We start from the raw sequence: 25,995 nt of genomic DNA, 5'->3' as shown, positions 1-25,995 counted from the left end.
GGCCTTCCGAACCGCGCGGGCCCTCGCCCGCCCACGCGGTACGGGGACAGCTTGCCCGACCGGTACCGGAGACGGACGGCGGGGGCGGGGCGGGGCGGGGCGGGGGACGGGCCCCGGAGCCGGTCGGGCCCCGCCCCGGGCGGAGGGGACCTACACGCCCACCGGCCAACCGTGCACCGGCTCCCCGGTGCGCGCCAGCTCGCAGTAGCGGCGGACCGTCGCCGCCAGTGCCTTCTCCCGATCCAGGCCGCTCTCCAGGGCCCGGTGGTAGGTGTCGGCCTGCCAGGAGGCGCCGTTGACGCGGTGCCGGCAGCGCTCCTCGATGACCGACAGGCAGCGGTCCCGGTCCCCGGGCTCGACCCCCCAGGTGTCCAGGCCCTCGGCGGCCAGCGGCAGCAGCTCCTCCAGCACCAGCCGGTCCACGGGCACGGCCGAGAGCGAACCGCCCCGCCCGCGCGGCCACCACAACCGGGCGTCGATGCCGTGGCGACAGGCGGTGTCGAAGTTCTCGGCCGCCGCGGAGAACGGCATGCGGTTCCACACCGGCCGCGACTCGTCCGCCAGCGAGCGCACCAGGCCGTAGTACAGGGCGGTGTTGGCCAGGACGTCGGTGACGGTGGGCCCGGCGGGCAGCACCCTGTTCTCCACCCTCAGGTGCGGCACCCCGTCCGCCACGCCGTACACCGGCCGGTTCCAGCGGTAGACGGTGCCGTTGAGCAGGTTCATCTCCCCCAGCGAGGGGATGCCGCCGGCGTCCAGCACCTCCAGCGGGTCCTCGTCGTCGCAGACGGGCAGCAGGGGCGGGAAGTACCGGGCGTTCTCCTCGAACAACTCGTACGCCGAGGTGATCCACCGTTCCCCGAACCAGGTGCGCGGCCGCACCCCCTGGGCGACCAGCTCCGGCGACCTGGTGTCGGTGGCCTGCAGGAAGAGCGGGGGCCGGGACTCGCGCCACAGTTCGCGGCCGAAGAGGAAGGGCGAGTTGGCGCCCACCGCGACCTGGACGGCCGAGACGACCTGGGCCGCGTTCCACACGTCGGCGAAACGGCCGGGCGTCACCTGGAGGTGGAGCTGCACGGAGGTGCAGGCCGCCTCCGGGGCGATGGACGCCGAGGCGTACCGCAGGTGTTCCACGCCCTCGATGTCGAGGACGACCTCCTCGCCACGGCCGGTCATGATCTGGTCGTTCAGCAGGGTGTAGCGATCGACGGCGGTGAGGTTCGCGGACACCAGGTCGTCCCCGGTGAGCGTCGGCAGAATGCCGATCATCACGATGCGCGCATCGACCTCGCCGGCTTTGCGATCGGCGTATGCCAGGCCGGTGCGCAGTTCCTCGGCGAGTTGGTCCAGCACCCGTCCGGACATCCGGTGCGGAAGGACGTTGACCTCCAGATTGAACTGCCCCAGTTCCGTCTGGAAATCGCGGCTCGCGATGCGTTCCAGAACCTCCAGGTTCATCATTCGGGGCATGCCCTCGGCATCCGCGAGGTTCAGTTCGATCTCCAACCCCATGAGGTCGCGGGGCCGGTCGAAGCGCTGTTCGTCCAGCATCCGCCGCAGCCCCTGGAGACATCGGCGGTGCTTCTCCCGATACCGCCGGCGATCGGACAGGGCGAACCCACTGGCCTCGACCTTCTCGCCCATCGGTGCGTCCCTCCTCTAATGGACCGTGCCCGGATGATGCCCCGCGGATGCGGGAGATAACGCCTCGTGCGACAGTGAGGACCGGTATCCTGGAGTCAGGCTTTCGCCGGGCACATTCCGCAGGCATACGGCGTCACCGTCGGCATCACGACGGTGACTCGTGGAAAAAACCGAAAAGATACGGCCGACCGCATGGCCGGTCACCTTCCAGGTCAGCAGCCTATTGCCCGGGAAATCGCAGGCGAAACACCGTTGCAAAACGCCCTGATGACCTCTTGCCGGTAACATGCGGGACAGCTAGCCGAAACCTCGGCCGAACACCCGTCGTATAAACTTCCCAAAGCGGCGGGAGAGGCGTCCCTCGGTGGGCGCGGATCCGCCGCGTCCCTCACTCCGGCCCTCTTCGCGGCCTCCCCGTACGCCGACAGCGCCGTCCGCGCCAGCCGAGCACCACCGTGTCTCCGAGCGAGAGGCGACCCACCATGCCCCTGCGTGTCCAACCGGCCCCGGCACCCGCACTGCGCAGCGTGCACGCGGCCCTCGGTTCTCCCACCGGCCTCCGCGGCACGTTCACCCCTCCGGGCCCCCAGGCCCGGAAGGGGTCCGTACAGCCGGCCCTCCCCCTGCCCCTCCACGTGCTGGACGGGATCACGGCCGCGGCCGGCCCGCCTCGCGTTCGACTGACCGGCTGGCGCTTCCTGCTGCGGGACGCGCAGGGCACGGTGGGCGCCGCCGAGGCCATGCTCACCGCGGACGGTTGGACGTTCTCGCACTTCTGCGAAGGCCCCTTCGTCACCTCCACCGAGACCGCGCTGGCGCGGGCCGACACGCTGCCGGTGACGTACCAGCCGCGGCTGCTCTCCATGCCCGAGCTGTACATGATGGCGCTGTGGCTGCACGGTGACACGGAGGCCGACGCCGCCGGCGGCTCTCCCGCCTCCTCCGACCTGCTGGTGCCGCTGGCTCCGGCACCGCCGGGAATCGCCGCGCACCGGCCGCACCGCGTCGACGGTCTGCTGCCCGTGCTGGCCCGACGCCTGGTGCCCCCCGCCCCTCCCCTGTTGGGCACTCCCGCCTGACGCGCAGGCGGAGCCCGGCGACGGGCCCGCGCTTCCACGAGCGGTGGGCGCCCCGGCCGGTTCGGCCGGGGCGCCCACCGTTTCCCCTTCTTCTGGTTCTTCCGGTTCTTCCGGTTCTTCCGGGCACCGGCGCGGCGGACCGGGTGGAACCGGACGGTCGGGTCAGCTCTCGTACGCCTCCGGCGAGGGGCAGGAGCACACGAGGTTGCGGTCGCCGTAGGCACCGTCGATGCGCCGGACCGGGGGCCAGTACTTGTCGGCCGCCGAGACGCCCTCGGGGAAGGCGGCTTCCTCGCGTCCGTAGGGGTGCGGCCACTCGCCGGCGAGCTGTGCCGACGTGTGCGGTGCGTTGCGCAGCGGGTTGTCCTCCGCGCTCCACTCGCCCGAGGCGACCTTCTCGATCTCGGCCCGAATCGCGATCATGGCGTCGCAGAAGCGGTCCAGCTCCGCCAGGTCCTCGCTCTCGGTGGGCTCGATCATCAGCGTCCCGGCCACGGGGAAGGACATCGTCGGAGCGTGGAAGCCGTAGTCGATCAGCCGCTTGGCCACGTCGTCGATGCTGACCCCGGTGGCCTTGGTCAGCGGACGGACGTCGATGATGCACTCGTGCGCCACCAGTCCGCCCGGACCGGTGTAGAGCACCGGGTAGTGCGGCTCCAGACGCCTGGCGACGTAGTTGGCGCCGAGCACGGCCACCTGGGTGGCGCGGCGCAGCCCCTCGGCGCCCATCAGCCGCAGGTACGCCCAGGAGATCGGCAGGATGCCCGCCGAACCCCACGGGGCCGCCGAGATCGGCCCCACGCCCGTCTCGGGGCCGGCGTCGGGCTGGAGCGGGTGGTTGGGCAGGTACGGCGCGAGGTGGGCGCGCACCGCCACCGGGCCGACGCCCGGGCCGCCGCCGCCGTGCGGGATGCAGAAGGTCTTGTGCAGGTTCAGGTGGGAGACGTCCGCTCCGAACGTCCCCGGCCGGGCCAGACCGACCAGCGCGTTGAGGTTGGCGCCGTCGACGTAGACCTGGCCGCCCGCCTCGTGCACGGCGGCGCAGATGTCGGTGATGTGCTCCTCGAACACGCCGTGGGTGGAGGGATAGGTGACCATCAGCACCGCGAGCTCCTCGCGGTGCTTGTCGATCTTGGCCCGCAGGTCGTCGACGTCCACGTCGCCGTTCTCGCCCGTCTTCACCACCACGACCCTCATCCCGGCCATCACGGCGCTGGCGGCGTTGGTGCCGTGCGCGGAGGACGGGATCAGGCAGACGGTGCGCCGCTCGTCGCCGTTCGCGCGGTGGTACGCCCGCACTGCCAGCAGGCCCGCCAGCTCGCCCTGCGATCCGGCATTGGGCTGGAGGGAGACCTTGTCGTAGCCGGTGACCTCCGCCAGTCGCTCCTCCAGCTCACGGATCAGCGTCAGGTAGCCCTCGGCCTGGTCGATGGGGGCGAAGGGGTGCAGACCGCCGAACTCGGGCCAGGTGATCGGCTCCATCTCGGTGGTGGCGTTGAGCTTCATCGTGCACGAGCCCAGCGGGATCATGCCGCGGTCCAGCGCGTAGTCACGGTCGGCCAGGCGGCGCAGGTAGCGCAGCATCGCCGTCTCGGAGCGGTACCGGTGGAAGACGGGGTGGGTCAGGTAGTCGTCGGTGCGCAGCAGCCCGGCGGGCAGGACCTCCCCGGCGGCCTCGTCCAACGCCTCGACGTCCGCGGCCGTGGCGGAGACCCCGAAGGCTCCCCACACCGCGGCGAGCCGGTCGCGTCCGGTGGTCTCGTCACAGGCGACGCCGACGTGGTCGGCGTCGGTCTGCCGCAGGTTGACCCCGGCCTCGCGGGCCGCGGCGACGACCTCGGCGGCCCGCCCCGGCACCCGCGCGGTGACGGTGTCGAAGAACGTGTCGTGCACGACCTCCACCCCGCCGGCGCGCAACCCCTGGGCCAGGACGGCGGCGTGGCGGTGGGTCCGGCGGGCGATGGCGGCCAGTCCGTCGGGGCCGTGGTACACGGCGTACATGGAGGCCATCACGGCGAGCAGCACCTGGGCGGTGCAGATGTTGCTGGTGGCCTTCTCGCGACGGATGTGCTGCTCGCGCGTCTGGAGGGCCAGGCGGTAGGCGGTGGTGCCGTCGGCGTCCACCGAGACGCCGACCAGCCGGCCGGGCAGGTTCCGCGCGAACTTCTCGCGCACCGCCATGAAGCCGGCGTGCGGTCCGCCGAAGCCCATCGGCACGCCGAAGCGCTGACTGGAACCCACCGCGATATCGGCGCCCAGCTCGCCGGGGGAGGTCAGCAGGGTGAGGGCGAGCAGGTCGGCGGCGACGGTGACGACCGCGCCCAGCTCGTGCGCCTGCCCGATCACCGGCCGCAGGTCCCGCACGGCGCCCGAGGCGCCCGGGTACTGCAGGAGCACACCGAAGACGCCGCGCTCGGCGGCGTCGGCGGGGATGCCGTCCGACAGGTCGGCGACGACGACCTCGACCCCGGTGGGCTCGGCGCGGGTCTCGATGACGGCGATCGTCTGGGGCAGGCAGTCGGCGTCGATCAGGAAGACGCCTTCCTTGACCTTGCCGACGCGCCGGGACAGGGCCATGGCCTCGGCCGCGGCGGTGCCCTCGTCCAGCAGCGAGGCGCCGGCGGTGGGCAGGCCGGTCAGGTCGGCGACCACGGTCTGGAAGTTCAGCAGCGCCTCCAGGCGCCCCTGGGAGATCTCCGGCTGGTAGGGGGTGTAGGCGGTGTACCAGGCCGGGTTCTCCAGGACGTTGCGCAGGATGACCGGCGGGGTGAAGGTGCCGTAGTACCCCAGGCCGATCATCGAGTCCAGCACCCGGTTGCGCCGGGCCAGGGAGCGCAGTTCGTCGAGGACCTCCGCCTCGCCGCGGGCCTCGGGCAGCCGCAGCGCCTCGGTGCTCCTGATCACCTCGGGCACCGCGGCGGCGGTCAGTTCGTCGAGCGACCCGTAGCCGACCTGGGCGAGCATCTTGGCCTGCTCGCCGGCGTCGGGGCCGATGTGGCGCTCCTCGAAGGGCCTGCCCCGCTCCAACTCGGCGAGGGAAGCGGTACGGGAGGTGCGGTCTGCTGTCATCTGCGGAGGCCTCCTGGTCTGTGCGACCTGCGAGGGGCACCACGGCGCGGGTGCCCTGACGGCCTCCCCCTCTGTCATCTCGACCTGAGAGCTTCACCGGCCCGCGCCCGCGGCCCGGCTTTCACCGTCGGTGAGGAGGGGCCGCGGCTCGTCGCCCGTGACCCGCCCTGCTTTCCAGAGTGACCTCGCCCGCGCGGTACGTGAGCCTGAGAGATTCCGGGGAGGATTTGCTCCTTCGGCGCCTCCGGCGTCTCGCCGAAGGACTCTCCCGCTCGGGGTCAACAGCCACTTCAGAGCCTACCAGCGCGTTACGGGGATGAACCCGACGGCGGTCGCGGGGGCCCCTCCGAGTGGCCGATGGGCCGAATGTGCCGTTTGGTTGTTTGTGGCAACCGTTTTCGAGCAGGTGTTTCCCGGACGAGGAGTTGGAGGGACCGCCGTGCAGACCGACATCGACCCCCGCAACCTGATAGGCCTCAGGACGCTCGACCGTGACGGGCGGAAGATAGGCACCGTGGACGAGGTGTACCTCGACGACGCCACCGGCGTTCCGGAGTGGGCGGCGGTGCGCACCGGGTTCTTCAGCCGTGACGCCTTCGTGCCCCTGGAGCCCAGCGAGGTGGTGGACGGGGTGCTCCGAGTGCCCTTTGAACGTGCCCTGGTCAAGGAGGCACCGGACTTCGGCGTGGGCCGCCACCTCTCCCCCGAACAGGAGCTCCGGCTCTACCACCACTACGGCCTGGACACGTCGGACACCGGTGCTCCCGTGTCCGACGAGAACATGTCCTTCGGACGGATCGCGGGCTCGGAGCGCTGACCGTCCGACCGTCCGCCCGACGTCCCCTCCCAGGGCAAAAGCGGCTCGGAGAGTTCCAGTTCCGGGTCGTCCAGCGCGAAGGTGCGCACCCGGCCCGGCGGTGTGCCGGGCCCCTCGAAGCGCACCGTGACCCGTCCCAGACCACTGCCCTGCACCCAGCCCGGTCCGTACCGTGCGTGCCGCACGTCCCGACCGGGCGGCAGCCGGTGCCCCACCGTCTCCCCGGCCGCCGGGGCCGCCTCCGACGGGGAGGTGGGGCCCGGCGGCCGTGCCGCGTCGGGAGCGGCCGTCCCCTCCCCGTTCGGGGCCAGGGCCGCGGTCTGCGCGAACAGGTCCTCCTGCGCGAAGCCGACCAGACCGCTCACGCCCACCCCCAGCAGCCGTACGCCGGCGGTGGTGTCCACTCCTTCGATGAGCCGGGCCGCGGCTTCCCGGACGACGGCCGGATCGTCCGTCGGACCGCGCAGCGTCTCGGAACGGGTGAGGGTGGTGAAGTCGTAGTTGCGCACCTTGACCACCACCGTGCGCCCGGAGCGCCCCGCCCCCCGCAGTCGCTCGACGCACCGGTCGGCGAGTCGCGCGATCTCCGCGTGGATCCGCGTGCGGTCGGTGAGGTCGACGTCGAAGGTGTCCTCGACCGAGACCGACTTGGCGTCGCGCTCGGCGACCACCGGCCGCTCGTCGACTCCCAGGGCCATCAGGTGCAGCGCCGCGCCGTGTGCCCGGCCCAGCAGCCGCACCAGCTCGGCCTCCCCGGCCTCGGCGGCCTCCCCCACGGTGGTTATCCCGGCCCGGCGCAGCGTCTGGCCGGTGGCGGGGCCCACGCCCGGCAGCGTACGCACCGGCATCGGTGCCAGCAGGGCGCGCTCGGTGCCGGGCGGGACCATCACCAGCCCGTCGGGTTTGGCCTGCTCGGAGGCGACCTTGGCGAGCATCTTCGATCCGGCCAGCCCGACCGAGCCGGACAGCCCGGTGGCGGTCCGGATGTCCCGGCGCAGCCGCTCGCCGACCGCGCGGGCGTCCGCGGCCGACCACTCCCCCGCCGGCGGACCGGTGTCCCCCGCCTCCAGATCGACGAATGCCTCGTCCAGGCTAAGCGGCTCCACCAGGGGCGACAGTTCGCGCAGCAGCCCCATCACCACCTCGCTCACCCGGCGGTAGAGGCCGAAGCGGGGGTTGAGGTAGGCCGCGTTCGGGCAGAGCCGCCGCGCCTGGGCCGTCGGCATCGCCGAGTGGACACCGAAGACCCGGGCCTCGTAGGAGGCGGTGGCGACCACTCCACGTGGGCCGAGGCCGCCGACGACGACCGGCTTACCGCGCAGGCTGGGTTTGGTCGCCTGCTCCACCGCGGCGTAGAACGCGTCCATGTCCAGGTGCAGGACCGTCGGTGCCCTTCTCACACCCGTGATGCTGCCCCACGCCACTGACAACGGCCGCGACGCCCCTCCCTCACTCCGGCGGTCGAAGGGGCCCGGCGGGCCGGCCGCTCGGTCAACCCGCCCGGTTGCGACGCCGCGCCAGTTCGTCGGCGGGATTCTCCCCCAGCAGGGTCTCCCCGGTGTCGATCCGCTCGGCGTGGAGACGCGACAGGGCCGCCTCGACGTCCCTCCGCACCACACCGACGGCGATCCCGAAGACGCCCTGGCCGCCCTGGAGGAGGTCGACGACCTCGTCCGGCGAGGTGCACTCGTAGACCGTCGCACCGTCGCTCATCAACGTCATCCGCGCCAGGTCGTCGAGCCCCCGCGAGCGCAGGTGCCGCACCGCCGCGCGGATGTTCTGCAAGGACACCCCGGCGTCCAGGAGCCGCTTGACGATCTTGAGGACGACCACGTCGCGGAAGCTGTAGAGCCGCTGCGTGCCGGAGCCGTACGCCGGACGGATGCTGGGCTCGACCAGCCCCGTACGGGCCCAGTAGTCCAGCTGCCGGTAGGTGATGCCCGCGGCGGCGCACGCCGTGGGGCCGCGGTATCCGATCCGCTCGGAGGCGGTGTCCCGGACCGCGGTGGCGGACTGGGCGGTGGGCCGTATGGAGGACCCGTGCAACGGATACGGATCGCCCGCCGCGCTACTGTCGCCGGTGCTTCTCACGCCGACCCTCCGTCCTTCGCGTCCCGCGGATGTGCCCGGGACCTGCCCAATCGACGGTAGGCAGTCACTCGGGGTGCGTCAACGATCGCCACACTCGGCACGCCGAGTGATAATCACCCAAAGAGTGGTTTAGCGTGTCCCGCCCTCGGGAATGGGTGCCCGAATGGCCCGGCGCCGGACAGGCTCACTGGTTACTGGTCCCGAAGTCCTCCGGTGAGATCTGGTCGAGGAACTCGCGGAACTTCTCCACCTCGTCCTCCTGCTCGTCCGGGATCGCGATCCCCGCGTCGTCCAGCACACCGTCGCTGCCGTAGATCGGCGTCCCGGTGCGCAGGGCCAGCGCTATGGCGTCGGACGGCCGTGCGCTGACCTCGACGCCGCTGGCGAAGACCAGTTCGGCGTAGAAGACACCCTCTCTCAGGTCCGTGATCCGCACGGCGGTGAGTTCCTGGCCGACCGCCTCCAGGACGTCCTTGAACAGGTCATGGGTCAGCGGGCGGGCGGGCGTCATGCCCTGCTGGGCGAAGGCGATGGCAGTCGCCTCACCCGGACCGATCCAGATGGGGAGATAACGGTCGCCCCCCACTTCTCGCAGGAGAACGATCGGTTGGTTGGAGGGCATTTCGACCCGGACACCCACAACGTCGAGCTCGTTCACACAGCAACCCTAGGACGTGCCCGCCCCCTTTGGGTAGTCGGACACCCTCCGGCCTGTTCGAACCGGACCCGAAGGACGGCGGATCGTCAGTGGAGCCGGGCCCCCAGCGCCGACTGCACCAGGGCCGCGTGGAGCCGTACCGCCAGCGTCGCCAGCTCCCTCGCGGTGCTCTCGGCATGGGCCCTGGTCTGCGGATTCCGGTGCCGCCTCAGCGGCGCGACCACCTGTTCGACCAGCCCGGCCTCGCGCTCGGCCGAAGCCTTCACCACCCTCAGATGGCGTGGTTCCAGGCCGTACCGTCCCAGGTCCGCGACGATCCGGGCGATGGTGACCGCCTCGGCGTCGTACCCCCCGTCCCGAGCCGGCCCGATCAGGCCGTACGACTCCCACTCCGCCAGTTGCTCCTCGTCCGCCTCGGCGGCGGCGAGCAGTTCCTCCCGGCCCACCCGGGTCGTGCGGGGACGGCCAGAGCCGTTCGCCCCGCCCCCGCCGTCCGCGTCGGCGCCCCGGTCCCCGTCCACCGGGTCGAACGGGTCCAGGGCGTCGGACGGCTTCGCCGGTCCGGGCAGTCTGATCTCCTCACCGCGGTCGAGCGCGTCGAGCTGCTCCCGGATCACCTTCAGGGGCAGGTAGTGGTCGCGTTGGAGACGCAGGACCCGACTGAGCCGCTCCACATCGGCCGGGCCGAACTTCCGGTATCCCGACGGGGTCCGCTGCGGCTCCACGAGTCCCTCGGACTCCAGGAAACGAATCTTGGAGATCGTCACCTCGGGGAACTCGTCCCGCAGGAGATTGAGCACCGCTCCGATGCTCATCGGACCGGATTCGGCGGCGGTGGTGCCCCTGCGGGCACCACCGGACCGGGATTGCACCATGCGACGCCCCCGGGGCGGTCGGTTCAGACGGTTCGCTGGCTCGCGAAGAACACCAGCCGGTACTTGCCGATCTGCACCTCGTCACCGTTGTTGAGCACGACCGAGTCGATCCGCTCACGGTTGACGTACGTGCCGTTGAGGCTGCCGACATCGGAGACGGTGAACCGGCCGTCCGGGCCGCGGCGGAACTCCACGTGGCGCCGGGAGACGGTCACGTCGTCGAGGAAGATGTCGCTCTGGGGGTGGCGTCCGGCCGTCGTCAGCTCGCTGTCGAGCAGGAACCGACTTCCGGAGTTCGGCCCCCTGCGCACCACCAACAGAGCCGAGCCCATCGGCAGCGCCTCCACGGCCGCCTGGGCCTCCGGGGGGAGCGCCGGCAGCGCCGTCTGCCCCGTCATCTCGGAGTCGTAGGCCTCCAGGCCGGAGATCGAGATGGTGGAGGTCGTCTCCGAGGCGCGTTCCGAAGCCGGTGCACCGCCTCGCAGCGGCGCGCCGCAGTTGGAGCAGAACCGGCTCGCCTCGGCGGCTCGGCTCCCGCACCTCGCACAGACCGGCACGTCAGTTCCTCCGCCCGCACCCGAGGTTGATGGTGCCTCGGAACCTATGCGGCCGGGCGTCCCCTGGTCAACAGCGACAGGGCCGTGACCACCCGAATTGCCGCCGGAAGCGACTTCGTCGCGGAAGAGCGGACGCCCGGCGTCCTCGGCAGCCTCGCCACCGCGCGGCGCACGGTGCTTGGCACCGTCACCGGCGTTCTGACGCTTGCCGAACAACTTCCCAAGAAAACTCACGGGCGATTCCCCTCGCACGAAACAGACCCGCCCGTGGGGCAGGACAGACCCTCGATGCTCACAGTGGCCGAACCGGACGTCCTCACAACGTCCCTGGCCTTCGGACAGTTTCCCTCATCCACCGGCCGGCAAGCCCGCCGACCCCCCGATTTCTTCCGTGTGCCGGCTCACTGCGACGGCGACTGAGCGTAGTCAGGTCGCTTCGCCGATCGCAAGGCATCCACGACGATCTTCTCTGATCGGGTTATCGACACGGTGGCCTGCTCTTTCTCCATGGTCTGGACGACACCGCCCGGGATGTTGAGCGCCGGCTCGAGATCCTGGGGGTTGCCGATGACCTCGAACCGGTACGGCGAGGTCACTCTACGGCCGTCGATCCTGACGGCGCCGTCGCTGTCGGTGAAGTACGTGCTCGTCACCACTCGGACGTCGTTGACCTCGATCGCCTCGGCGCCCGCGGCGCGCAGTTCCTGGATGGCGTCCAGGAGCATGTGCGCCTCCACCGTGCCCACCGTGTCGTTCACCACCATGTGGATACCCGGCCCCTCGGCGGCGACCGTACCCGCCAACACACCGAGTTGCCGTGCCCTCTCCCGCGTCTGCCGACGGGCCTCCTCGGCCTGGTCGGAACTGTTCTCCAGCTCCGACTTGAGGTCCTCCAGCCTCCGCTTCTCGTCCTCCAGCCGCTCGGTGCGGCTGTCGAGCTCGTCGAGGATCCGCACCAGGTCCTCCTGCCGCGCGCCACGCAGCGGATCGCTCTCGCTGGTGGAACGGACCTGGATGGCCAGTCCCAGCCCGAGGACGAACAGCAACAGCGCGACGGTGAGTTGGTTGCGGTTCACCCTCGGTGGCCACAGGCCGCGGACCAGCCGCTCGCGTCCGGTCGGCGACGGCGGCCCGGCGGGCGGCTCGAAAGTCCCGTCGGTGTCCGCGGGGGCACCGTCCCCGGGGCGCGCGTCATCACGCCCCGTTCCGTCGGCTCCCCCGGTGACGCCGTCACCGGGGGCCGGGGAAGCGTCGCCGCTCCCGGTCCCGCCCGCTGTGTTCCGCTCCTCTTCCGGGCCCTCGCCCGGTGTCGTCCTGTCCTCGCTCATCGCCCACTCACGCCCGGAACACGTGCCGCCGGATGGCGGCTGCATTGGAGAAGATGCGGATGCCCAGCACCACCACGACCCCCGTCGACAGCTGCGCACCGACACCCAACTTGTCGCCGAGGAAGACGATCAGGGCCGCCACCACGACGTTGGACAGGAACGACACCACGAACACCTTGTCGTCGAAGATGCCGTCCAGCATCGCGCGCAGCCCGCCGAACACCGCGTCCAGCGCGGCCACGACGGCGATCGGCAGGTAGGGCTCGACGACCGTCGGCACCACGGGACGGACCACGAGTCCGGCCACGACTCCCACGATGAGGCCCAAAACGGCGATCACGATGTGCTGCCCTCTCCTGTCTTCACCGGCTCGGCTGTGCGAACGGTCAGACTGGGCGCGGCGGGCAGCCGCACCCTGTCCTCCACCGAGATGCTGGTACGGATGTCGTAGTTCTCCCGCAGCACTTCCAGGTACCGGCCGTCGCCGCTGCTCCGGAACCGGGAACTCAGCCGCTCCCCGTCCCCCACCGCCAGCAGGGTGTACGGCGGCGCCAACGGCTTGTTGTCGACGAGTATGGCGTCCCCCGCGGCACGGATCGCGGACAGGGCCGTCAGCCGCTGGCCGTTGATCGAGATCGCCTCGGCCCCCGACTCCCACAGCCCGTTGACCACGCGTTGCAGATCCCTGTCCCTGACCCGGCCGGTGTCGGAGAAGCTGGTGCTCCGACGCGGGCCGCCCCCCTCACCAGGTCCGGACTCCTCCGCGTCGTCGACGACCAGCTCGACTCCGGGGCCCTCGACCGGCACCGCACCGGCCAGCAGGGCGACCACCTCGCCGCTGTCACCGCCGTGCTCCTGGAGCGCCTCGCGCTGCATGGCTCCGACCTCCTCGCGGAGACCGTCCACGCTCTTCTGCAGCTCGTCGGCGTCCCGGCTGTCGTTCCGGATCCGGTCGACCAACTCCTGTCGCTCCCTGGCCTCCGTGGGCGCCTCGAAGCGCGCCTGGGCCGCACCGAGCGTCACCACCAGCGCCGCGAGGACGAGCCCCGACGCCAGTACGAGCTTCGCCCGCAGCGTGCGCGGCATTCCGGAACGGCCCTCGGTCCCCCGGCGGGCCGCCGCCTCCGCGTAACCGTCGTCGAGACTGTGCTCCATCACGTTGGTCAGCAGCGACATGGAGGCGTCGGGCCGCACGGGCCGGGAGGGACTACTCCGTACGGGGTGCTGCGACATGCCGCACATCGTCGCACGCCAGGTGCCCTTGTGCCGAACGGGGCCTCCGGGACGCCCGGGACGCGGCATCACGCCGCGGCCCGGCGGCCGTCCCGAAGACCCCGCCCGGAGACCCACCGGACCCGTCAGGTCCGGAGCGTCGGCCGGAGAGTCAGCGTCCGGCGCTGTCGACCACGGCCGACCACTCGTCGAGCAGCGCCTGGGCGGAGGCGTCGTCGGGCCCCTCGGCCCACAGGTGCGTGACGGCCTCGGCGGGGTCCGGCAGGACCATCACCCACCGACCGTCGGACTCCACCACGCGCACACCGTCGGTGGTGTCGACGAAGCGTTCCCCCGCCGCCTCGACGACCCGCCGCATGACCAGCCCCTTGACCGCCCAGGGGGTGGCCAGGTCCCGGCGCAGCACGTGAGCCTGCGGGATGCGGGCATCGATCTGGCTCAGGGTCAGTTGGGTGCGCGCCACGAGCCCGAGCAGACGCACGAAGGCGGCCGTACCGTCGAAGACGCTGCTGAACTCCGGCACGATGAAGCCGCCCCGACCGTCTCCACCGAAGATGGTGGCGTCGTCGCGACCGACCCGGGTGAGGTCGTCGGGCGAGGTGGTCGTCCACTCCACCTGGGTGCCGTGGTAGGCGGCGACCTGCTCGGCGATGCGGGTCGTGGTCACCGGCAGGGCGACCTTTCCGCTGCGCCGCTCGGCGGCGATCAGGTCGAGCATCACCAGCAGCGCCCGCTGGTCCTCGATGATCGTGCCCCGCTCGTCGACCAGGGAGATCTTCTCGCCCACGGGGTCGAAGCGGACGCCGAAGGCGGCCCGCGCCGAGGAGACGATCTCCCCCAACCGCACCAGCCCCGCACGGCGGGTCTCCGCCGTCTCGGTGGGACGCGACTCGTCGAGGCCGGGGTTGATCGTCAGCGAGTCGACGCCGAGCCGGCCCAGCAGACTGGGCAGGACGAGGCCGGCGCTGCCGTTGGAGGCGTCCACGACGACCTTCAGGCCGGACTCGGCGACGCCCGTGGTGTCCACCGCCCTCAGCAGGGTTCCCGTGTAGGAGTCGAAGACGCTCGCCGGGAAACTCAGGTCGCCGATCTCGCCGGGGAACGCCCTGCGGTACTCCTGCCGAGCGTAGACGCGGTCGAGCTTGCGCTGGCCCGCCTGGGAGAGATCCGCCCCGCGCTCGTCGAAGAACATGATGTCGACGGAGTCGGGGACCCCCGGGGTGGTGCGGATCATCAGGCCGCCGGCGCTGCCCCGCGCGGTCTGCTGCCGGGCCACGGGGAGCGGCACGTTCTCCAGGTCGCGCACGTCGATGGCGCTCGCCTGGAGGGCCGAGATCATCGCGCGCTTGAGGGCACGCGCGCCTCGGGAGTGGTCACGGGCCGTGGTGACGGTCGATCCCTTCTTCAGGGTCGTCGCGTACGCGCCCGCCAATCGCACCGCCAACTCCGGCGTGATCTCGACGTTGAGGATGCCGGAGACGCCGCGCGCGCCGAAGAGATGTGCCTGGCCGCGCGACTCCCAGATGACGGAGGTGTTGACGAACGCGCCCGCCTCGACCGTTTTGAAGGGGTAGACGCGGACGTTGCCCTGGACGATGGACTCTTCGCCCACCAGACACTCGTCGCCGATGACCGCCCCGTCCTCGATCCGGGCAGCGCGCATCACGTCGGTGTTCTTGCCGACGACACAGCCGCGGAGGTTGGTCTGGGGGCCGATGTAGACGTTGTCGTGGACCACGGCCCTGTGCAGGAAGGCACCGCTCTTGACCACCACGTTGGAGCCGACGACCGTGTGCTCGCGGATCTCCGCGCCGGCTTCGACCTTGGCGTAGTCGCCGATGTACAGCGGGCCCCGCAGTGTGGCGTCCGGGTGCACCTCGGCGCCCTCGGCGATCCAGACGCCCGGGGAGATCTCGAAGCCGTCGAGTTCGACGTCCACCTTGCCCTCGAGGACGTCGGCCTGCGCCTTCACATAGCTCTCGTGGGTGCCGACGTCCTCCCAGTAGCCCTCCGCCACGTACCCGTAGATCGGCTTGCCTTCCTTCAGCAGTTGCGGGAAGACATCCCCCGACCAGTCCACGGGAACGTCGGGATCGACGTAGTCGAAGACCTCGGGTTCCATGATGTAGATGCCGGTGTTGACGGTGTCGGAGAACACCTGGCCCCAGGTGGGCTTCTCCAGGAACCGCTCGACCTTCCCGTCGTCATCGACGATCGTGATGCCGAACTCCAGGGGATTCGGCACCCTCGTGAGACACACGGTGACCATCGCGCCACGTTCGCGGTGGAAATTGATGAGCTCGGTCAGGTCGAAGTCGGTGAGGGCGTCGCCGGAGATGACGAGAAACGAGTCGTCCTTGAGGGCTTCCTCGGCGTTCTTGACGCTGCCGGCAGTACCGAGCGGCTTTTCCTCATGGGCATAGGTGAGCTCCATCCCGAGCTCCTCGCCGTCCCCGAAGTAGTTCTTGACCAACGAGGCCAGGAACTGAACGGTCACCACGGTCTCGGTGAGACCGTGCCGCTTGAGCAACCTGAGCACGTGCTCCATGATGGGCTTGTTGACCACCGGCAACAGCGGCTTGGGCATGCTCGCGGTCATCGGGCGAAGGCGGGTGCCTTCGCCACCGGCCATTACGACGGCCTTCATGTCGGAAGCGTCCTCCTTGAAGAGACGACATACACGCCGACTGTGCCCGACCGAGGAAGCCTGTGAAGCTCGAAAAGGGCTACTCGGGTCTCGCAGCCCCCGACACGAGACTGGGCTAGTCGGCTGCGGCGTCCGCCCTGACAAGTCGGCGGACTTGAACCACGTAGAGGATTCCTGCCCACCAGTAGAGGGTTGTACCCCAGCCTGCGAACGCCCATCCGAAAATCGCAGCGAGTGACGACACCCAGCCACTTCCGTCACTGAGCAACAGCAACGGGAAGGCGTACATCAGGCAGAAGGTGGCGGCTTTCCCGAGGAAGTTGACCTGCGGCGGCGCATATCCGTGCCGGTCGAGCACCCAGACCGCGACCAGGAGCATCAGTTCGCGTGCCAGCAGCAGTCCGGTGAGCCAGAGCGGGAGGATGCCCCGCCAGGTGAGTCCCACAAGGGTGGAGAGGATGTACAGCCTGTCGGCGGCGGGGTCGAGGATGCGGCCGAGGCCGCTGATCTGGTTCCACCGCCGGGCGAGCTTGCCGTCCAGGTAATCGCTGACCCCACTGAGCCCCAACACCAGCAGCGCCCAGCCGTCCGCGTTCGGCCCTCCGAACTCCGGCCAGAGGATCAACCACAGGAAGACCGGCACTCCGATGAGCCGTGCCATGCTGAGGATGTTGGGGATGGTGAGGACACGGTCCGTCTGGACTCGTGTCTCCTGGACCTCCACCCGGGACCTCCCGTGAGTCCGTACCAACGATGCCTCCTGACCTTACCCGCAGCCCGGAACACGAGACGGAAGGGGGTCCCGGACAGAGCTCCGGAACACAAAAAGAGCCGTGGTTTCCGGACCAACCAGTCCGGAAACCACGGCTCTTCAACATATCGTTCGGCGGCGTCCTACTCTCCCACACGGTCCCCCATGCAGTACCATCGGCGCTGAAAGGCTTAGCTTCCGGGTTCGGAATGTAACCGGGCGTTTCCCTCTCGCCATGACCACCGAAACACCATCCGAGTGTTCCTAGCGAACAAGCACACTGTTCAATTGGAAACCTCGAAAATCCGGAGAAACCGGTCGTGGTCTCAGAACCCACACAGTGGACGCGAGCATCTACGGTCAAGCCCTCGGCCTATTAGTACCGGTCGACTCCACCCCTCACGAAGCTTCCATCTCCGGCCTATCAACCCGGTCGTCTCCCGGGAGCCTTACCCCCTGAAACGGGGTGGGAGTCCTCATCTCGAAGCAGGCTTCCCGCTTAGATGCTTTCAGCGGTTATCCCTCCCGAACGTAGCCAACCAGCCATGCCCTTGGCAGAACAACTGGCACACCAGAGGTTCGTCCGTCCCGGTCCTCTCGTACTAGGGACAGCCCTTCTCAAGACTCCTACGCGCACAGCGGATAGGGACCGAACTGTCTCACGACGTTCTAAACCCAGCTCGCGTACCGCTTTAATGGGCGAACAGCCCAACCCTTGGGACCGACTCCAGCCCCAGGATGCGACGAGCCGACATCGAGGTGCCAAACCATCCCGTCGATATGGACTCTTGGGGAAGATCAGCCTGTTATCCCCGGGGTACCTTTTATCCGTTGAGCGACGGCGCTTCCACAAGCCACCGCCGGATCACTAGTCCCTGCTTTCGCACCTGCTCGACCCGTCAGTCTCACAGTCAAGCTCCCTTGTGCACTTACACTCACCACCTGATGACCAACCAGGCTGAGGGAACCTTTGGGCGCCTCCGTTACCCTTTGGGAGGCAACCGCCCCAGTTAAACTACCCACCAGACACTGTCCCCGATCCGGATCACGGACCCGGGTTAGACATCCAGCACGACCAGAGTGGTATTTCAACAACGCCTCCACACACACTGGCGTGCATGCTTCACCGGCTCCCACCTATCCTACACAAGCCGAACCGAACACCAATATCAAGCTGTAGTAAAGGTCCCGGGGTCTTTCCGTCCTGCTGCGCGAAACGAGCATCTTTACTCGTAGTGCAATTTCACCGGGCCTATGGTTGAGACAGTCGAGAAGTCGTTACGCCATTCGTGCAGGTCGGAACTTACCCGACAAGGAATTTCGCTACCTTAGGATGGTTATAGTTACCACCGCCGTTTACTGGCGCTTAAGTTCTCAGCTTCGCGGTACCGAAGCACCACTAACCGGTCCCCTTAACGTTCCAGCACCGGGCAGGCGTCAGTCCGTATACCTCGCCTTACGGCTTCGCACGGACCTGTGTTTTTAGTAAACAGTCGCTTCTCGCTGGTCTCTGCGGCCACACCCGGCTCGGAGTGCAAGACTCGTCACCAGACATGGCCCCCCTTCTCCCGAAGTTACGGGGGCATTTTGCCGAGTTCCTTAACCATAGTTCACCCGAACGCCTCGGTATTCTCTACCAGACCACCTGAGTCGGTTTGGGGTACGGGCCGCCGTGCAACTCGCTAGAGGCTTTTCTCGACAGCATAGGATCATCCACTTCGCCACCATCGGCTCGGCATCGGGTCTCACCCCTACACGAGGGACGGATTTACCTACCCCTCGGGCTACACCCTTACCCCGGGACAACCACCGCCCGGGCTGGACTACCTTCCTGCGTCACCCCATCACTCACCTACTACCGGATCGGACCGTCGGCTCCACCACACCCCGCACCCGAAGGCACGAGAGGGCTTCACGGACTTAGCATCACCGGGCTCGGCCCTTGCGCTCCACAGCGGGTACCGGAATATCAACCGGTTGTCCATCGACTACGCCTGTCGGCCTCGCCTTAGGTCCCGACTTACCCTGGGCAGATCAGCTTGACCCAGGAACCCTTGGTCAATCGGCGCAGGAGTTTCCCACTCCTGTATCGCTACTCATGCCTGCATTCTCACTCGTGTACCGTCCACAACTCGCTTCCACGGCTGCTTCACCCGGCACACGACGCTCCCCTACCCACCCACACGGCCGTTGGACCTGATGTGTGAGTGACACGACGTCGGCGGTGTGCTTGAGCCCCGCTACATTGTCGGCGCGGAATCACTTGACCAGTGAGCTATTACGCACTCTTTCAAGGATGGCTGCTTCTAAGCCAACCTCCTGGTTGTCTCTGCGACTCCACATCCTTTCCCACTTAGCACACGCTTGGGGGCCTTAGTCGATGCTCTGGGCTGTTTCCCTCTCGACCATGGAGCTTATCCCCCACAGTCTCACTGCCGCGCTTACCACTTACCGGCATTCGGAGTTTGGCTAAGGTCAGTAACCCGGTAGGGCCCATCGCCTATCCAGTGCTCTACCTCCGGCAAGCAACACACGACGCTGCACCTAAATGCATTTCGGGGAGAACCAGCTATCACGGAGTTTGATTGGCCTTTCACCCCTAACCACAGGTCATCCCCCAGGTTTTCAACCCTGGTGGGTTCGGGCCTCCACGACCTCTTACAGCCGCTTCACCCTGCCCATGGCTAGATCACTCCGCTTCGGGTCTTGGGCACGCTACTCAAACGCCCTGTTCGGACTCGCTTTCGCTACGGCTCCCCCACACGGGTTAACCTCGCAACATACCGCAAACTCGCAGGCTCATTCTTCAAAAGGCACGCAGTCACGACCGCAAGCGCAAGCACTCACGGCGACGCTCCCACGGCTTGTAGGCACACGGTTTCAGGTACTATTTCACTCCGCTCCCGCGGTACTTTTCACCATTCCCTCACGGTACTATCCGCTATCGGTCACCAGGGAATATTTAGGCTTGACGGGTGGTCCCGCCGGATTCACACGGGATTTCTCGGGCCCCGTGCTACTTGGGTGGTCCTCAAACGAGCCGCACAGATTTCGACTACGGGGGTCTTACCCTCTACGCCGGGCCTTTCGCATGCCCTTCGCCTATCCATACGGTTTCTGACTCGTCCGGCCGCCGGCAGACGACCGAAGAGAACTCCCACAACCCCGCACACGCAACCCCTGCCGGGTCTCACACGTGAACGGTTTGGCCTCATCCGGTTTCGCTCGCCACTACTCCCGGAATCACGGTTGTCTTCTCTTCCTGCGGGTACTGAGATGTTTCACTTCCCCGCGTTCCCTCCACACTGCCTATGTGTTCAGCAGCGGGTGACAGCCCATGACGACTGCCGGGTTTCCCCATTCGGACACCCCCGGATCACAGCTCGGTTGACAGCTCCCCGGGGCCTATCGCGGCCTCCCACGTCCTTCATCGGTTCCTGGTGCCAAGGCATCCACCGTGCGCCCTTAAAAACTTGGCCACAGATGCTCGCGTCCACTGTGCAGTTCTCAAACAACGACCGGCCCACCGTCACCCCACCCCACAGGCGAGTACACCGGGTCCGGAACCCAAGGGAACCACGACCTCACGGCCGCACCCTCAGACACCCAACAGCGCGCCCGACGAACCCTCGACCCCCACTCCGTTCCACACCCACCCGAAGGCCGGCAGTACTGAGAGAACAACGGTCGAGAACCCACCGAATAGTCAACGTTCCACCCACGAGCAACCACCGCAGAACACGCGTCTGCGCAGTGGCCTCTGGACCGGCGCCCGAAGACGACCGGCCGAGAATGCTCCTTAGAAAGGAGGTGATCCAGCCGCACCTTCCGGTACGGCTACCTTGTTACGACTTCGTCCCAATCGCCAGTCCCACCTTCGACGATTCCCTCCCACAAGGGGTTGGGCCACCGGCTTCGGGTGTTACCGACTTTCGTGACGTGACGGGCGGTGTGTACAAGGCCCGGGAACGTATTCACCGCAGCAATGCTGATCTGCGATTACTAGCGACTCCGACTTCATGGGGTCGAGTTGCAGACCCCAATCCGAACTGAGACCGGCTTTTTGAGATTCGCTCCACCTCACGGCATCGCAGCTCATTGTACCGGCCATTGTAGCACGTGTGCAGCCCAAGACATAAGGGGCATGATGACTTGACGTCGTCCCCACCTTCCTCCGAGTTGACCCCGGCAGTCTCCTGTGAGTCCCCATCACCCCGAAAGGCATGCTGGCAACACAGAACAAGGGTTGCGCTCGTTGCGGGACTTAACCCAACATCTCACGACACGAGCTGACGACAGCCATGCACCACCTGTACACCGACCACAAGGGGGGCTCTGTCTCCAGAGCTTTCCGATGTATGTCAAGCCTTGGTAAGGTTCTTCGCGTTGCGTCGAATTAAGCCACATGCTCCGCCGCTTGTGCGGGCCCCCGTCAATTCCTTTGAGTTTTAGCCTTGCGGCCGTACTCCCCAGGCGGGGCACTTAATGCGTTAGCTGCGGCACGGACGACGTGGAATGCCGCCCACACCTAGTGCCCAACGTTTACGGCGTGGACTACCAGGGTATCTAATCCTGTTCGCTCCCCACGCTTTCGCTCCTCAGCGTCAGTATCGGCCCAGAGATCCGCCTTCGCCACCGGTGTTCCTCCTGATATCTGCGCATTTCACCGCTACACCAGGAATTCCGATCTCCCCTACCGAACTCTAGCCTGCCCGTATCGAATGCAGACCCGGAGTTAAGCCCCGGGCTTTCACATCCGACGCGACAGGCCGCCTACGAGCTCTTTACGCCCAATAATTCCGGACAACGCTCGCACCCTACGTATTACCGCGGCTGCTGGCACGTAGTTAGCCGGTGCTTCTTCTGCAGGTACCGTCACTCGCGCTTCTTCCCTGCTGAAAGAGGTTTACAACCCGAAGGCCGTCATCCCTCACGCGGCGTCGCTGCATCAGGCTTGCGCCCATTGTGCAATATTCCCCACTGCTGCCTCCCGTAGGAGTCTGGGCCGTGTCTCAGTCCCAGTGTGGCCGGTCGCCCTCTCAGGCCGGCTACCCGTCGTCGCCTTGGTGGGCCGTCACCCCACCAACCAGCTGATAGGCCGCGGGCTCATCCTGCACCGCCGGAGCTTTCCACCACCACGGATGCCCGCGATGGTCGTATCCGGTATTAGCTCCGGTTTCCCGGAGTTATCCCAGAGTGCAGGGCAGATTGCCCACGTGTTACTCACCCGTTCGCCACTAATCCCCTCCCGAAGGAGGTTCATCGTTCGACTTGCATGTGTTAAGCACGCCGCCAGCGTTCGTCCTGAGCCAGGATCAAACTCTCCGTGAATGCTTCCCGGTACTCCGGGGGTCACATCCGCGGGGAGCGGCGCCACCGGGAGGAATGATCCCGGGGCGCACAGCGTCCTCGCTGTGTGTTTCAAAGGAACCACATCACCGGAACCGACCGGTTCCGACGACGGGGTATCAACATATCTGGCGTTGACTTTTGGCACGCTGTTGAGTTCTCAAGGAACGGACGCTTCCATCGGCACCCCTTCCCGGGGCCCCTCCGGGCGCTTCCCTTCGGTGTCTCCGACTCTATCAGCACTCTCACCGGGTTCCGAAATTCGGTCTCTCCGCGAACACACGGAACCGAACCGGATTGTCGATGGGAGTCGATTGCTCGGATGCCGTCGGCACCCGAGGGGGCCGGACGGAGATACGAGAGTACAGGCGGGTCGGAACAGAGGCAAATCCGCCCGACCGGCCCCCGACGGGGCGCCACGCGCGCGCTCGTCCAGGCCCGACGGTTCCCATGTCCTACGCTTCTGATCAGTGCGCATGTCAGGACAAACAGTGACGACTGCGACCAACCGATCTCCGTTCCGGGAGGCTCCCATGACCATCGTGACGTCCCCGCTGGCCGGGCGTGCCATCGGCCTCGCGGCCGTGCCCGACCCGGTCTTCTCCGGTCTGATGGTGGGCCCCGGTACCGCCGTGGACCCGGTCCGTGGCCAGTCCACCGCCGTCGCTCCGGTCGACGGGATCGTCGTCTCCCTGCACGCTCACGCCTTCGTCGTCGTGGACGACGAGGGACACGGTGTGCTGACGCACCTCGGCATCGACACCGTGCAGTTGAACGGACGGGGATTCGACCTGGTGGCGGCCAAGGGGGACACGGTGCGCCGTGGGACTCCGATCGTCCGCTGGAACCCCGTGGAAGTCGAGGCCGCGGGAAAGTCTCCTGTCTGTCCGGTCATCGCCCTGGAGGCCGGCCCCGACTCGCTGACCGATGTCGCCGAGGGCGTCGACGTTCCCGCCGGGGGCACCCTGTTCACCTGGCGGTGAGCCCATCGCTCCCGCGTCGGCGGCGAGGTGTTCACGCGTGGTGGACACCCGGCGGGCGCGTATCCACCCATGAGACGGAATGACCGGAGACGGTGAGATGGAGACAACGCTTCGAGGTGTCGGCGTGAGCCACGGGGTGGCGATCGGCGAGGTCCGGCACATGAGCACTGCCGAGCTGGAGCCGTCGACCGCGCGAATCGCTCCGCAGGACGTGCCGCGCGAGCGGAAGAGGGCCCGCCGGGCGATGGAGGCGGTGGCCGCCGACCTCGTCGCGCGGGGAAACCTGGCGGGCGGGGAGGCCCAGGCCGTGTTGGAGGCCCAGGCCATGATGGCCCGGGATCCGGAGCTGAGCGCCGACGTCGAGCGGCGCATCGCCGTGGGCAGCACCGCCGAGCGCGCCGTGTACGACTCCCTCCACGCCTACCGTGCCCTGCTGGCCGGTGCGGGCGAGTACCTCGCCGGGCGGGTGGCCGACCTGGACGACGTGCGGAACCGGATCGTCGCCAGGTTGTTGGGGATGCCGATGCCGGGGGTGCCGAACAGCGACAAGCCGTTCGTGCTGGTGGCGCGTGATCTCGCCCCCGCCGACACCGCGCTGCTGGACACCTCCCTCGTGCTCGGGTTCGTGACGGAGGAGGGCGGCCCGACCAGCCACAGCGCCATCCTGGCCCGCGCCCTGGGAGTACCGGCCGTGGTGGCGTTGGAGGGTGCCGTCGACCTGGCCGAGGGCACGGTCGTCGCGGTGGACGGCAGCACCGGAGAGGTCGTGGTGGCGCCGAGCCCGGAGCAGCGGGAGAGGCTGGCCGGGATCGCCCGGGAGCGGAAGGCCATGCTCGCCACCGCCACCGGTCCCGGCGCGACCTCCGACGGGCACAGGATGCCGCTGCTGGCGAACATCGGTGGGCCCGCGGACGTGGCGGCGGCGCTCGACGCGGGTGCCGAGGGCGTCGGTCTGTTCCGGACGGAGTTCCTGTTCCTCGACGGGCGGAAGGCGCCTTCGGAGAAGAAGCAGGTCGAGACGTACCGACAGGTTCTGGAGGCGTTCCCGGAGGGACGCGTCGTGGTGCGGGTGCTCGACGCGGGCGCGGACAAGCCGCTGGAGTTCCTCTCCCCCTCCGAGGAGCCGAACCCGGCACTCGGAGTACGGGGGCTGCGGGCCCTGCTCGATCACCCGGACGTGCTGCGGACGCAGTTGCGTGCGCTGGCCCGGGCGGCCGAGGGGCTTCCGGTGTACCTGGAGGTCATGGCCCCCATGGTGGCCGACCGCGCCGACGCGAGAGCGTTCGCCGACGCCTGTCGGGAGGCCGGGCTGCGGGCCGAGGTCGGTGTGATGGTGGAGGTGCCCTCGGCCGCGTTGCGGGCCCGGTCGCTCCTCCAGGAGGTGGAGTTCCTGTCGCTGGGCACCAACGACCTGGCGCAGTACGCCTTCGCGGCGGACCGGCAGGTCGGTGCCCTCTCCCGCTACCAGGATCCCTGGCAGCCCGCGCTGCTCGACCTGGTGGCGATGGCGGCGGAGGCGGCCGGGGCGGAGGGCAAGAGTTGCGGCGTCTGCGGTGAGGCGGCCTCCGATCCGTTGCTCGCGTGCGTGCTGACCGGCCTGGGGGTCACCAGCCTGTCGATGGGCGCGACGGCCATCCCGTACGTCCGCGCGACGCTGGCCAAACACACGTTGGCCCAGTGCGAGCGCGCCGCGGCGGCCGCCCGGGCCTCGGAGAGCGGCGACCGGGCGCGGGCGGCCGCGCGGTCGGTGCTCTCCGGGGAGTGAGACCCGAGGACGGGGGGACTCCGCGCCCTCGGGACGCGAGTGCGCCCGTGGACGCGGCCGGGGGGCGCGGTGGTCGGCCCCCTCACTCTCCCCCGCTGCCCGGTTCCTGTGTCCCCGCGGTGTCGGAGGGGCCCGGGAGGCGGGGCAGTGGGAAGCCCGCGCGGTAGGTGAGGCCCGGTTCGGGCGGGATCGGCTCCCCCGTCTCCGCGTCGGTGCAGTAGGCGGAGAAGACCTCCGCCTCGGTGAGCGGGTGGATCCGGCCGTCGGCCAGGCTCCACCCCCGGACCTCCTCGTGCCCGTCTCGGGTGGTGCGCATCACCACTGCCGCGGGCCTCCCCGCGGTGAGGCCCGCGGCGAGCACCGTGTGGAAGACCAGGGCCTGGGTGGTGTCCGTCCGGAACGGGACGCGGGGCGTGTCGTGGACCCGGAGGACCGCGACGAGGGGCCCCGTGCCCCCTGTGGGGCTTGTGACGCTGCACACCAGGTGGTGGGTGCCGGGGCCCGCCCCGTCGAGGAGCCCCGCGGTGATCCCGGTGGCCTCGTCGAGGGCCCCGCGTGCCGCGTCCCCGCCGCAGTCGGGACGGGGGCCCGGGGCGGTGGGCGGTTCGGTGGCGCGCTCCCGGGTGTCTCGGTGCTCCCTGGCGTCGAGCAGCAGCGGCAGGATCCGGCCGAGCGGTTGCCCCCGGTAGTGCACGGTGGCTCCGGTGGCGACGAGTTCCGCGACGTAGCGGGCGCGGCTGTCGGGGGTGTCGGGCTCGATGCGTTCCCGGGTGCAGAAGCGTGCGTAGGCGGCCGGGTCGAACAGGCCGACACGGGTGTGGACGCCCTGGGCGGTGAGCGAGCGCAGCAGCCCTTCCGTCCGCCGCAGGTAGGTGTGGTGGTCCTCGAAGGGGAAGGTGGTGTGGCCGCGCATGGCGGCGAAGCCGGCCGGATCGGCCACGACGGCGACCGTGCTGGGCGCCTCGCGACGCAGCGCTCGGCGCGTGGTCGCCCTTCGGCGGCCGCGGCGGCGTTCGCGGTGTCGGCCGGAGCGGCCGCCGGCGCGCTCGTGTCGGTGCTCTCGGTTCCTGGCGGTCGTCATGTCTCCCCCTCGGTTGCGTCGCGTCCGACTGGTGACTCAACGTAACCGAGGGGTCTGACAACGGGCCC

General features: G+C 68.8%; 17 protein-coding genes, 3 rRNA genes and 2 riboswitches. Of the genes, 4 read left to right on the top strand and 16 right to left on the bottom strand.

Features of this window, described 5'->3' with window-relative positions; genetic code table 11:
* Positions 1-150 precede the first annotated feature (150 nt).
* The gene (locus F0L17_RS23790; RefSeq protein ID WP_155072641.1) at positions 151-1,644 is read right to left on the bottom strand and encodes a glutamate-cysteine ligase family protein; all 1,494 of its coding nucleotides are present in this window, start codon (positions 1,642-1,644) and stop codon (positions 151-153) included.
* A 482-nt stretch (positions 1,645-2,126) separates the two neighbouring features.
* On the opposite strand from F0L17_RS23790, the gene F0L17_RS23785 reads away from it, so the two are divergent.
* Positions 2,127-2,723, top strand: a complete 597-nt coding sequence (locus F0L17_RS23785; RefSeq protein WP_155072640.1) for a hypothetical protein — start codon at positions 2,127-2,129, stop codon at positions 2,721-2,723.
* Positions 2,724-2,885: 162 nt separating this feature from the next.
* Here F0L17_RS23785 and gcvP read toward each other — a convergent pair whose 3' ends face one another.
* Positions 2,886-5,792: an aminomethyl-transferring glycine dehydrogenase gene (gene gcvP / locus F0L17_RS23780; RefSeq protein WP_155072639.1), complete on the bottom strand. Its 2,907-nt coding sequence runs from the start codon at positions 5,790-5,792 to the stop codon at positions 2,886-2,888.
* Positions 5,793-5,856: 64 nt separating this feature from the next.
* Positions 5,857-5,975, bottom strand: a riboswitch (glycine riboswitch).
* 1 nt (position 5,976) lies between these two features.
* Positions 5,977-6,073, bottom strand: a riboswitch (glycine riboswitch).
* Between the two features lie 158 nt (positions 6,074-6,231).
* On the opposite strand from gcvP, the gene F0L17_RS23775 reads away from it, so the two are divergent.
* On the top strand, positions 6,232-6,609 hold the full coding sequence (locus F0L17_RS23775; RefSeq protein WP_338018194.1) for a PRC-barrel domain-containing protein: 378 nt from the start codon (positions 6,232-6,234) through the stop codon (positions 6,607-6,609).
* Here F0L17_RS23775 and F0L17_RS23770 read toward each other — a convergent pair.
* The 13 genes from F0L17_RS23770 to F0L17_RS23710 form a co-directional block, all read right to left on the bottom strand.
* Complete coding sequence (locus F0L17_RS23770; protein ID WP_162466626.1) at positions 6,525-8,009, bottom strand: DNA polymerase IV; 1,485 nt, start codon at positions 8,007-8,009, stop codon at positions 6,525-6,527. The two genes, F0L17_RS23775 and F0L17_RS23770, sit on opposite strands and share 85 nt — an antisense overlap.
* 91 nt (positions 8,010-8,100) lie before the next feature.
* Entirely contained in the window at positions 8,101-8,700 is a 600-nt protein-coding gene (locus F0L17_RS23765; protein ID WP_162466625.1) for a MerR family transcriptional regulator, read from the bottom strand.
* A 184-nt stretch (positions 8,701-8,884) separates the two neighbouring features.
* Positions 8,885-9,358 (bottom strand): bifunctional nuclease family protein, encoded by a 474-nt coding sequence (locus tag F0L17_RS23760; RefSeq protein ID WP_093658537.1) that lies wholly within the window; start codon positions 9,356-9,358, stop codon positions 8,885-8,887.
* 86 nt (positions 9,359-9,444) lie between these two features.
* Entirely contained in the window at positions 9,445-10,233 is a 789-nt protein-coding gene (gene ftsR, locus F0L17_RS23755) for a transcriptional regulator FtsR (RefSeq protein ID WP_155072637.1), read from the bottom strand.
* Positions 10,234-10,256: 23 nt separating this feature from the next.
* Complete coding sequence (locus tag F0L17_RS27820; protein WP_420802480.1) at positions 10,257-11,066, bottom strand: FHA domain-containing protein; 810 nt, start codon at positions 11,064-11,066, stop codon at positions 10,257-10,259.
* A gap of 125 nt (positions 11,067-11,191) precedes the next feature.
* Entirely contained in the window at positions 11,192-12,118 is a 927-nt protein-coding gene (locus F0L17_RS23745) for a DUF881 domain-containing protein (protein ID WP_155072635.1), read from the bottom strand.
* A 7-nt stretch (positions 12,119-12,125) separates the two neighbouring features.
* Positions 12,126-12,458, bottom strand: a complete 333-nt coding sequence (locus F0L17_RS23740) for a small basic family protein (RefSeq protein WP_027750352.1) — start codon at positions 12,456-12,458, stop codon at positions 12,126-12,128.
* On the bottom strand, positions 12,455-13,360 hold the full coding sequence (locus tag F0L17_RS23735) for a DUF881 domain-containing protein (RefSeq protein WP_155072634.1): 906 nt from the start codon (positions 13,358-13,360) through the stop codon (positions 12,455-12,457). The genes F0L17_RS23740 and F0L17_RS23735 overlap by 4 nt, the downstream gene beginning before the upstream one ends.
* 142 nt (positions 13,361-13,502) lie before the next feature.
* A complete protein-coding gene (locus F0L17_RS23730) occupies positions 13,503-15,998 on the bottom strand; it encodes a mannose-1-phosphate guanyltransferase (RefSeq protein WP_155072633.1) in 2,496 nt (831 codons plus the stop codon).
* A gap of 115 nt (positions 15,999-16,113) precedes the next feature.
* A complete protein-coding gene (gene clsA, locus F0L17_RS23725) occupies positions 16,114-16,722 on the bottom strand; it encodes a cardiolipin synthase ClsA (RefSeq protein ID WP_162466624.1) in 609 nt (202 codons plus the stop codon).
* A gap of 157 nt (positions 16,723-16,879) precedes the next feature.
* Positions 16,880-16,996, bottom strand: a 5S ribosomal RNA gene (gene rrf, locus F0L17_RS23720).
* 109 nt (positions 16,997-17,105) lie between these two features.
* A 23S ribosomal RNA gene (locus F0L17_RS23715) occupies positions 17,106-20,228 on the bottom strand.
* A gap of 324 nt (positions 20,229-20,552) precedes the next feature.
* A 16S ribosomal RNA gene (locus tag F0L17_RS23710) occupies positions 20,553-22,080 on the bottom strand.
* The 16S, 23S and 5S rRNA genes sit together here, the layout of an rRNA operon.
* Positions 22,081-22,631: 551 nt before the next feature.
* On the opposite strand from F0L17_RS23710, the gene F0L17_RS23705 reads away from it, so the two are divergent.
* The gene (locus F0L17_RS23705) at positions 22,632-23,081 is read left to right on the top strand and encodes a PTS sugar transporter subunit IIA (protein WP_155072631.1); all 450 of its coding nucleotides are present in this window, start codon (positions 22,632-22,634) and stop codon (positions 23,079-23,081) included.
* Between the two features lie 97 nt (positions 23,082-23,178).
* Positions 23,179-24,846: a phosphoenolpyruvate--protein phosphotransferase gene (gene ptsP, locus F0L17_RS23700; protein ID WP_155072630.1), complete on the top strand. Its 1,668-nt coding sequence runs from the start codon at positions 23,179-23,181 to the stop codon at positions 24,844-24,846.
* A gap of 82 nt (positions 24,847-24,928) precedes the next feature.
* On the opposite strand, the gene F0L17_RS23695 is transcribed toward ptsP, so the two are convergent.
* The gene (locus F0L17_RS23695) at positions 24,929-25,927 is read right to left on the bottom strand and encodes a hypothetical protein (RefSeq protein ID WP_202917925.1); all 999 of its coding nucleotides are present in this window, start codon (positions 25,925-25,927) and stop codon (positions 24,929-24,931) included.
* Positions 25,928-25,995: the final 68 nt, after the last annotated feature.

This window comes from Streptomyces taklimakanensis (genome assembly GCF_009709575.1).
Classification (GTDB): Bacteria; Actinomycetota; Actinomycetes; order Streptomycetales; family Streptomycetaceae; genus Streptomyces; species Streptomyces taklimakanensis.
The sequence above is the reverse complement of the archived record's forward strand: the minus strand, read 5'-3'. Positions and strand labels throughout refer to the sequence as shown.

Coding starts and splice junctions, on each gene's coding strand:
- F0L17_RS23745 (WP_155072635.1), bottom strand. CDS start 12,118: ATGAGCGAGGACAGGACGACACCGGGCGAGGGCCCGGAAGAGGAGCGG.
- F0L17_RS23695 (WP_202917925.1), bottom strand. CDS start 25,927: ATGACGACCGCCAGGAACCGAGAGCACCGACACGAGCGCGCCGGCGGC.
- F0L17_RS23790 (WP_155072641.1), bottom strand. CDS start 1,644: ATGGGCGAGAAGGTCGAGGCCAGTGGGTTCGCCCTGTCCGATCGCCGG.
- ptsP (WP_155072630.1), top strand. CDS start 23,179: ATGGAGACAACGCTTCGAGGTGTCGGCGTGAGCCACGGGGTGGCGATC.
- gcvP (WP_155072639.1), bottom strand. CDS start 5,792: ATGACAGCAGACCGCACCTCCCGTACCGCTTCCCTCGCCGAGTTGGAG.
- ftsR (WP_155072637.1), bottom strand. CDS start 10,233: ATGGTGCAATCCCGGTCCGGTGGTGCCCGCAGGGGCACCACCGCCGCC.
- F0L17_RS23705 (WP_155072631.1), top strand. CDS start 22,632: ATGACCATCGTGACGTCCCCGCTGGCCGGGCGTGCCATCGGCCTCGCG.
- F0L17_RS23785 (WP_155072640.1), top strand. CDS start 2,127: ATGCCCCTGCGTGTCCAACCGGCCCCGGCACCCGCACTGCGCAGCGTG.
- F0L17_RS23735 (WP_155072634.1), bottom strand. CDS start 13,360: ATGTGCGGCATGTCGCAGCACCCCGTACGGAGTAGTCCCTCCCGGCCC.
- F0L17_RS23730 (WP_155072633.1), bottom strand. CDS start 15,998: ATGAAGGCCGTCGTAATGGCCGGTGGCGAAGGCACCCGCCTTCGCCCG.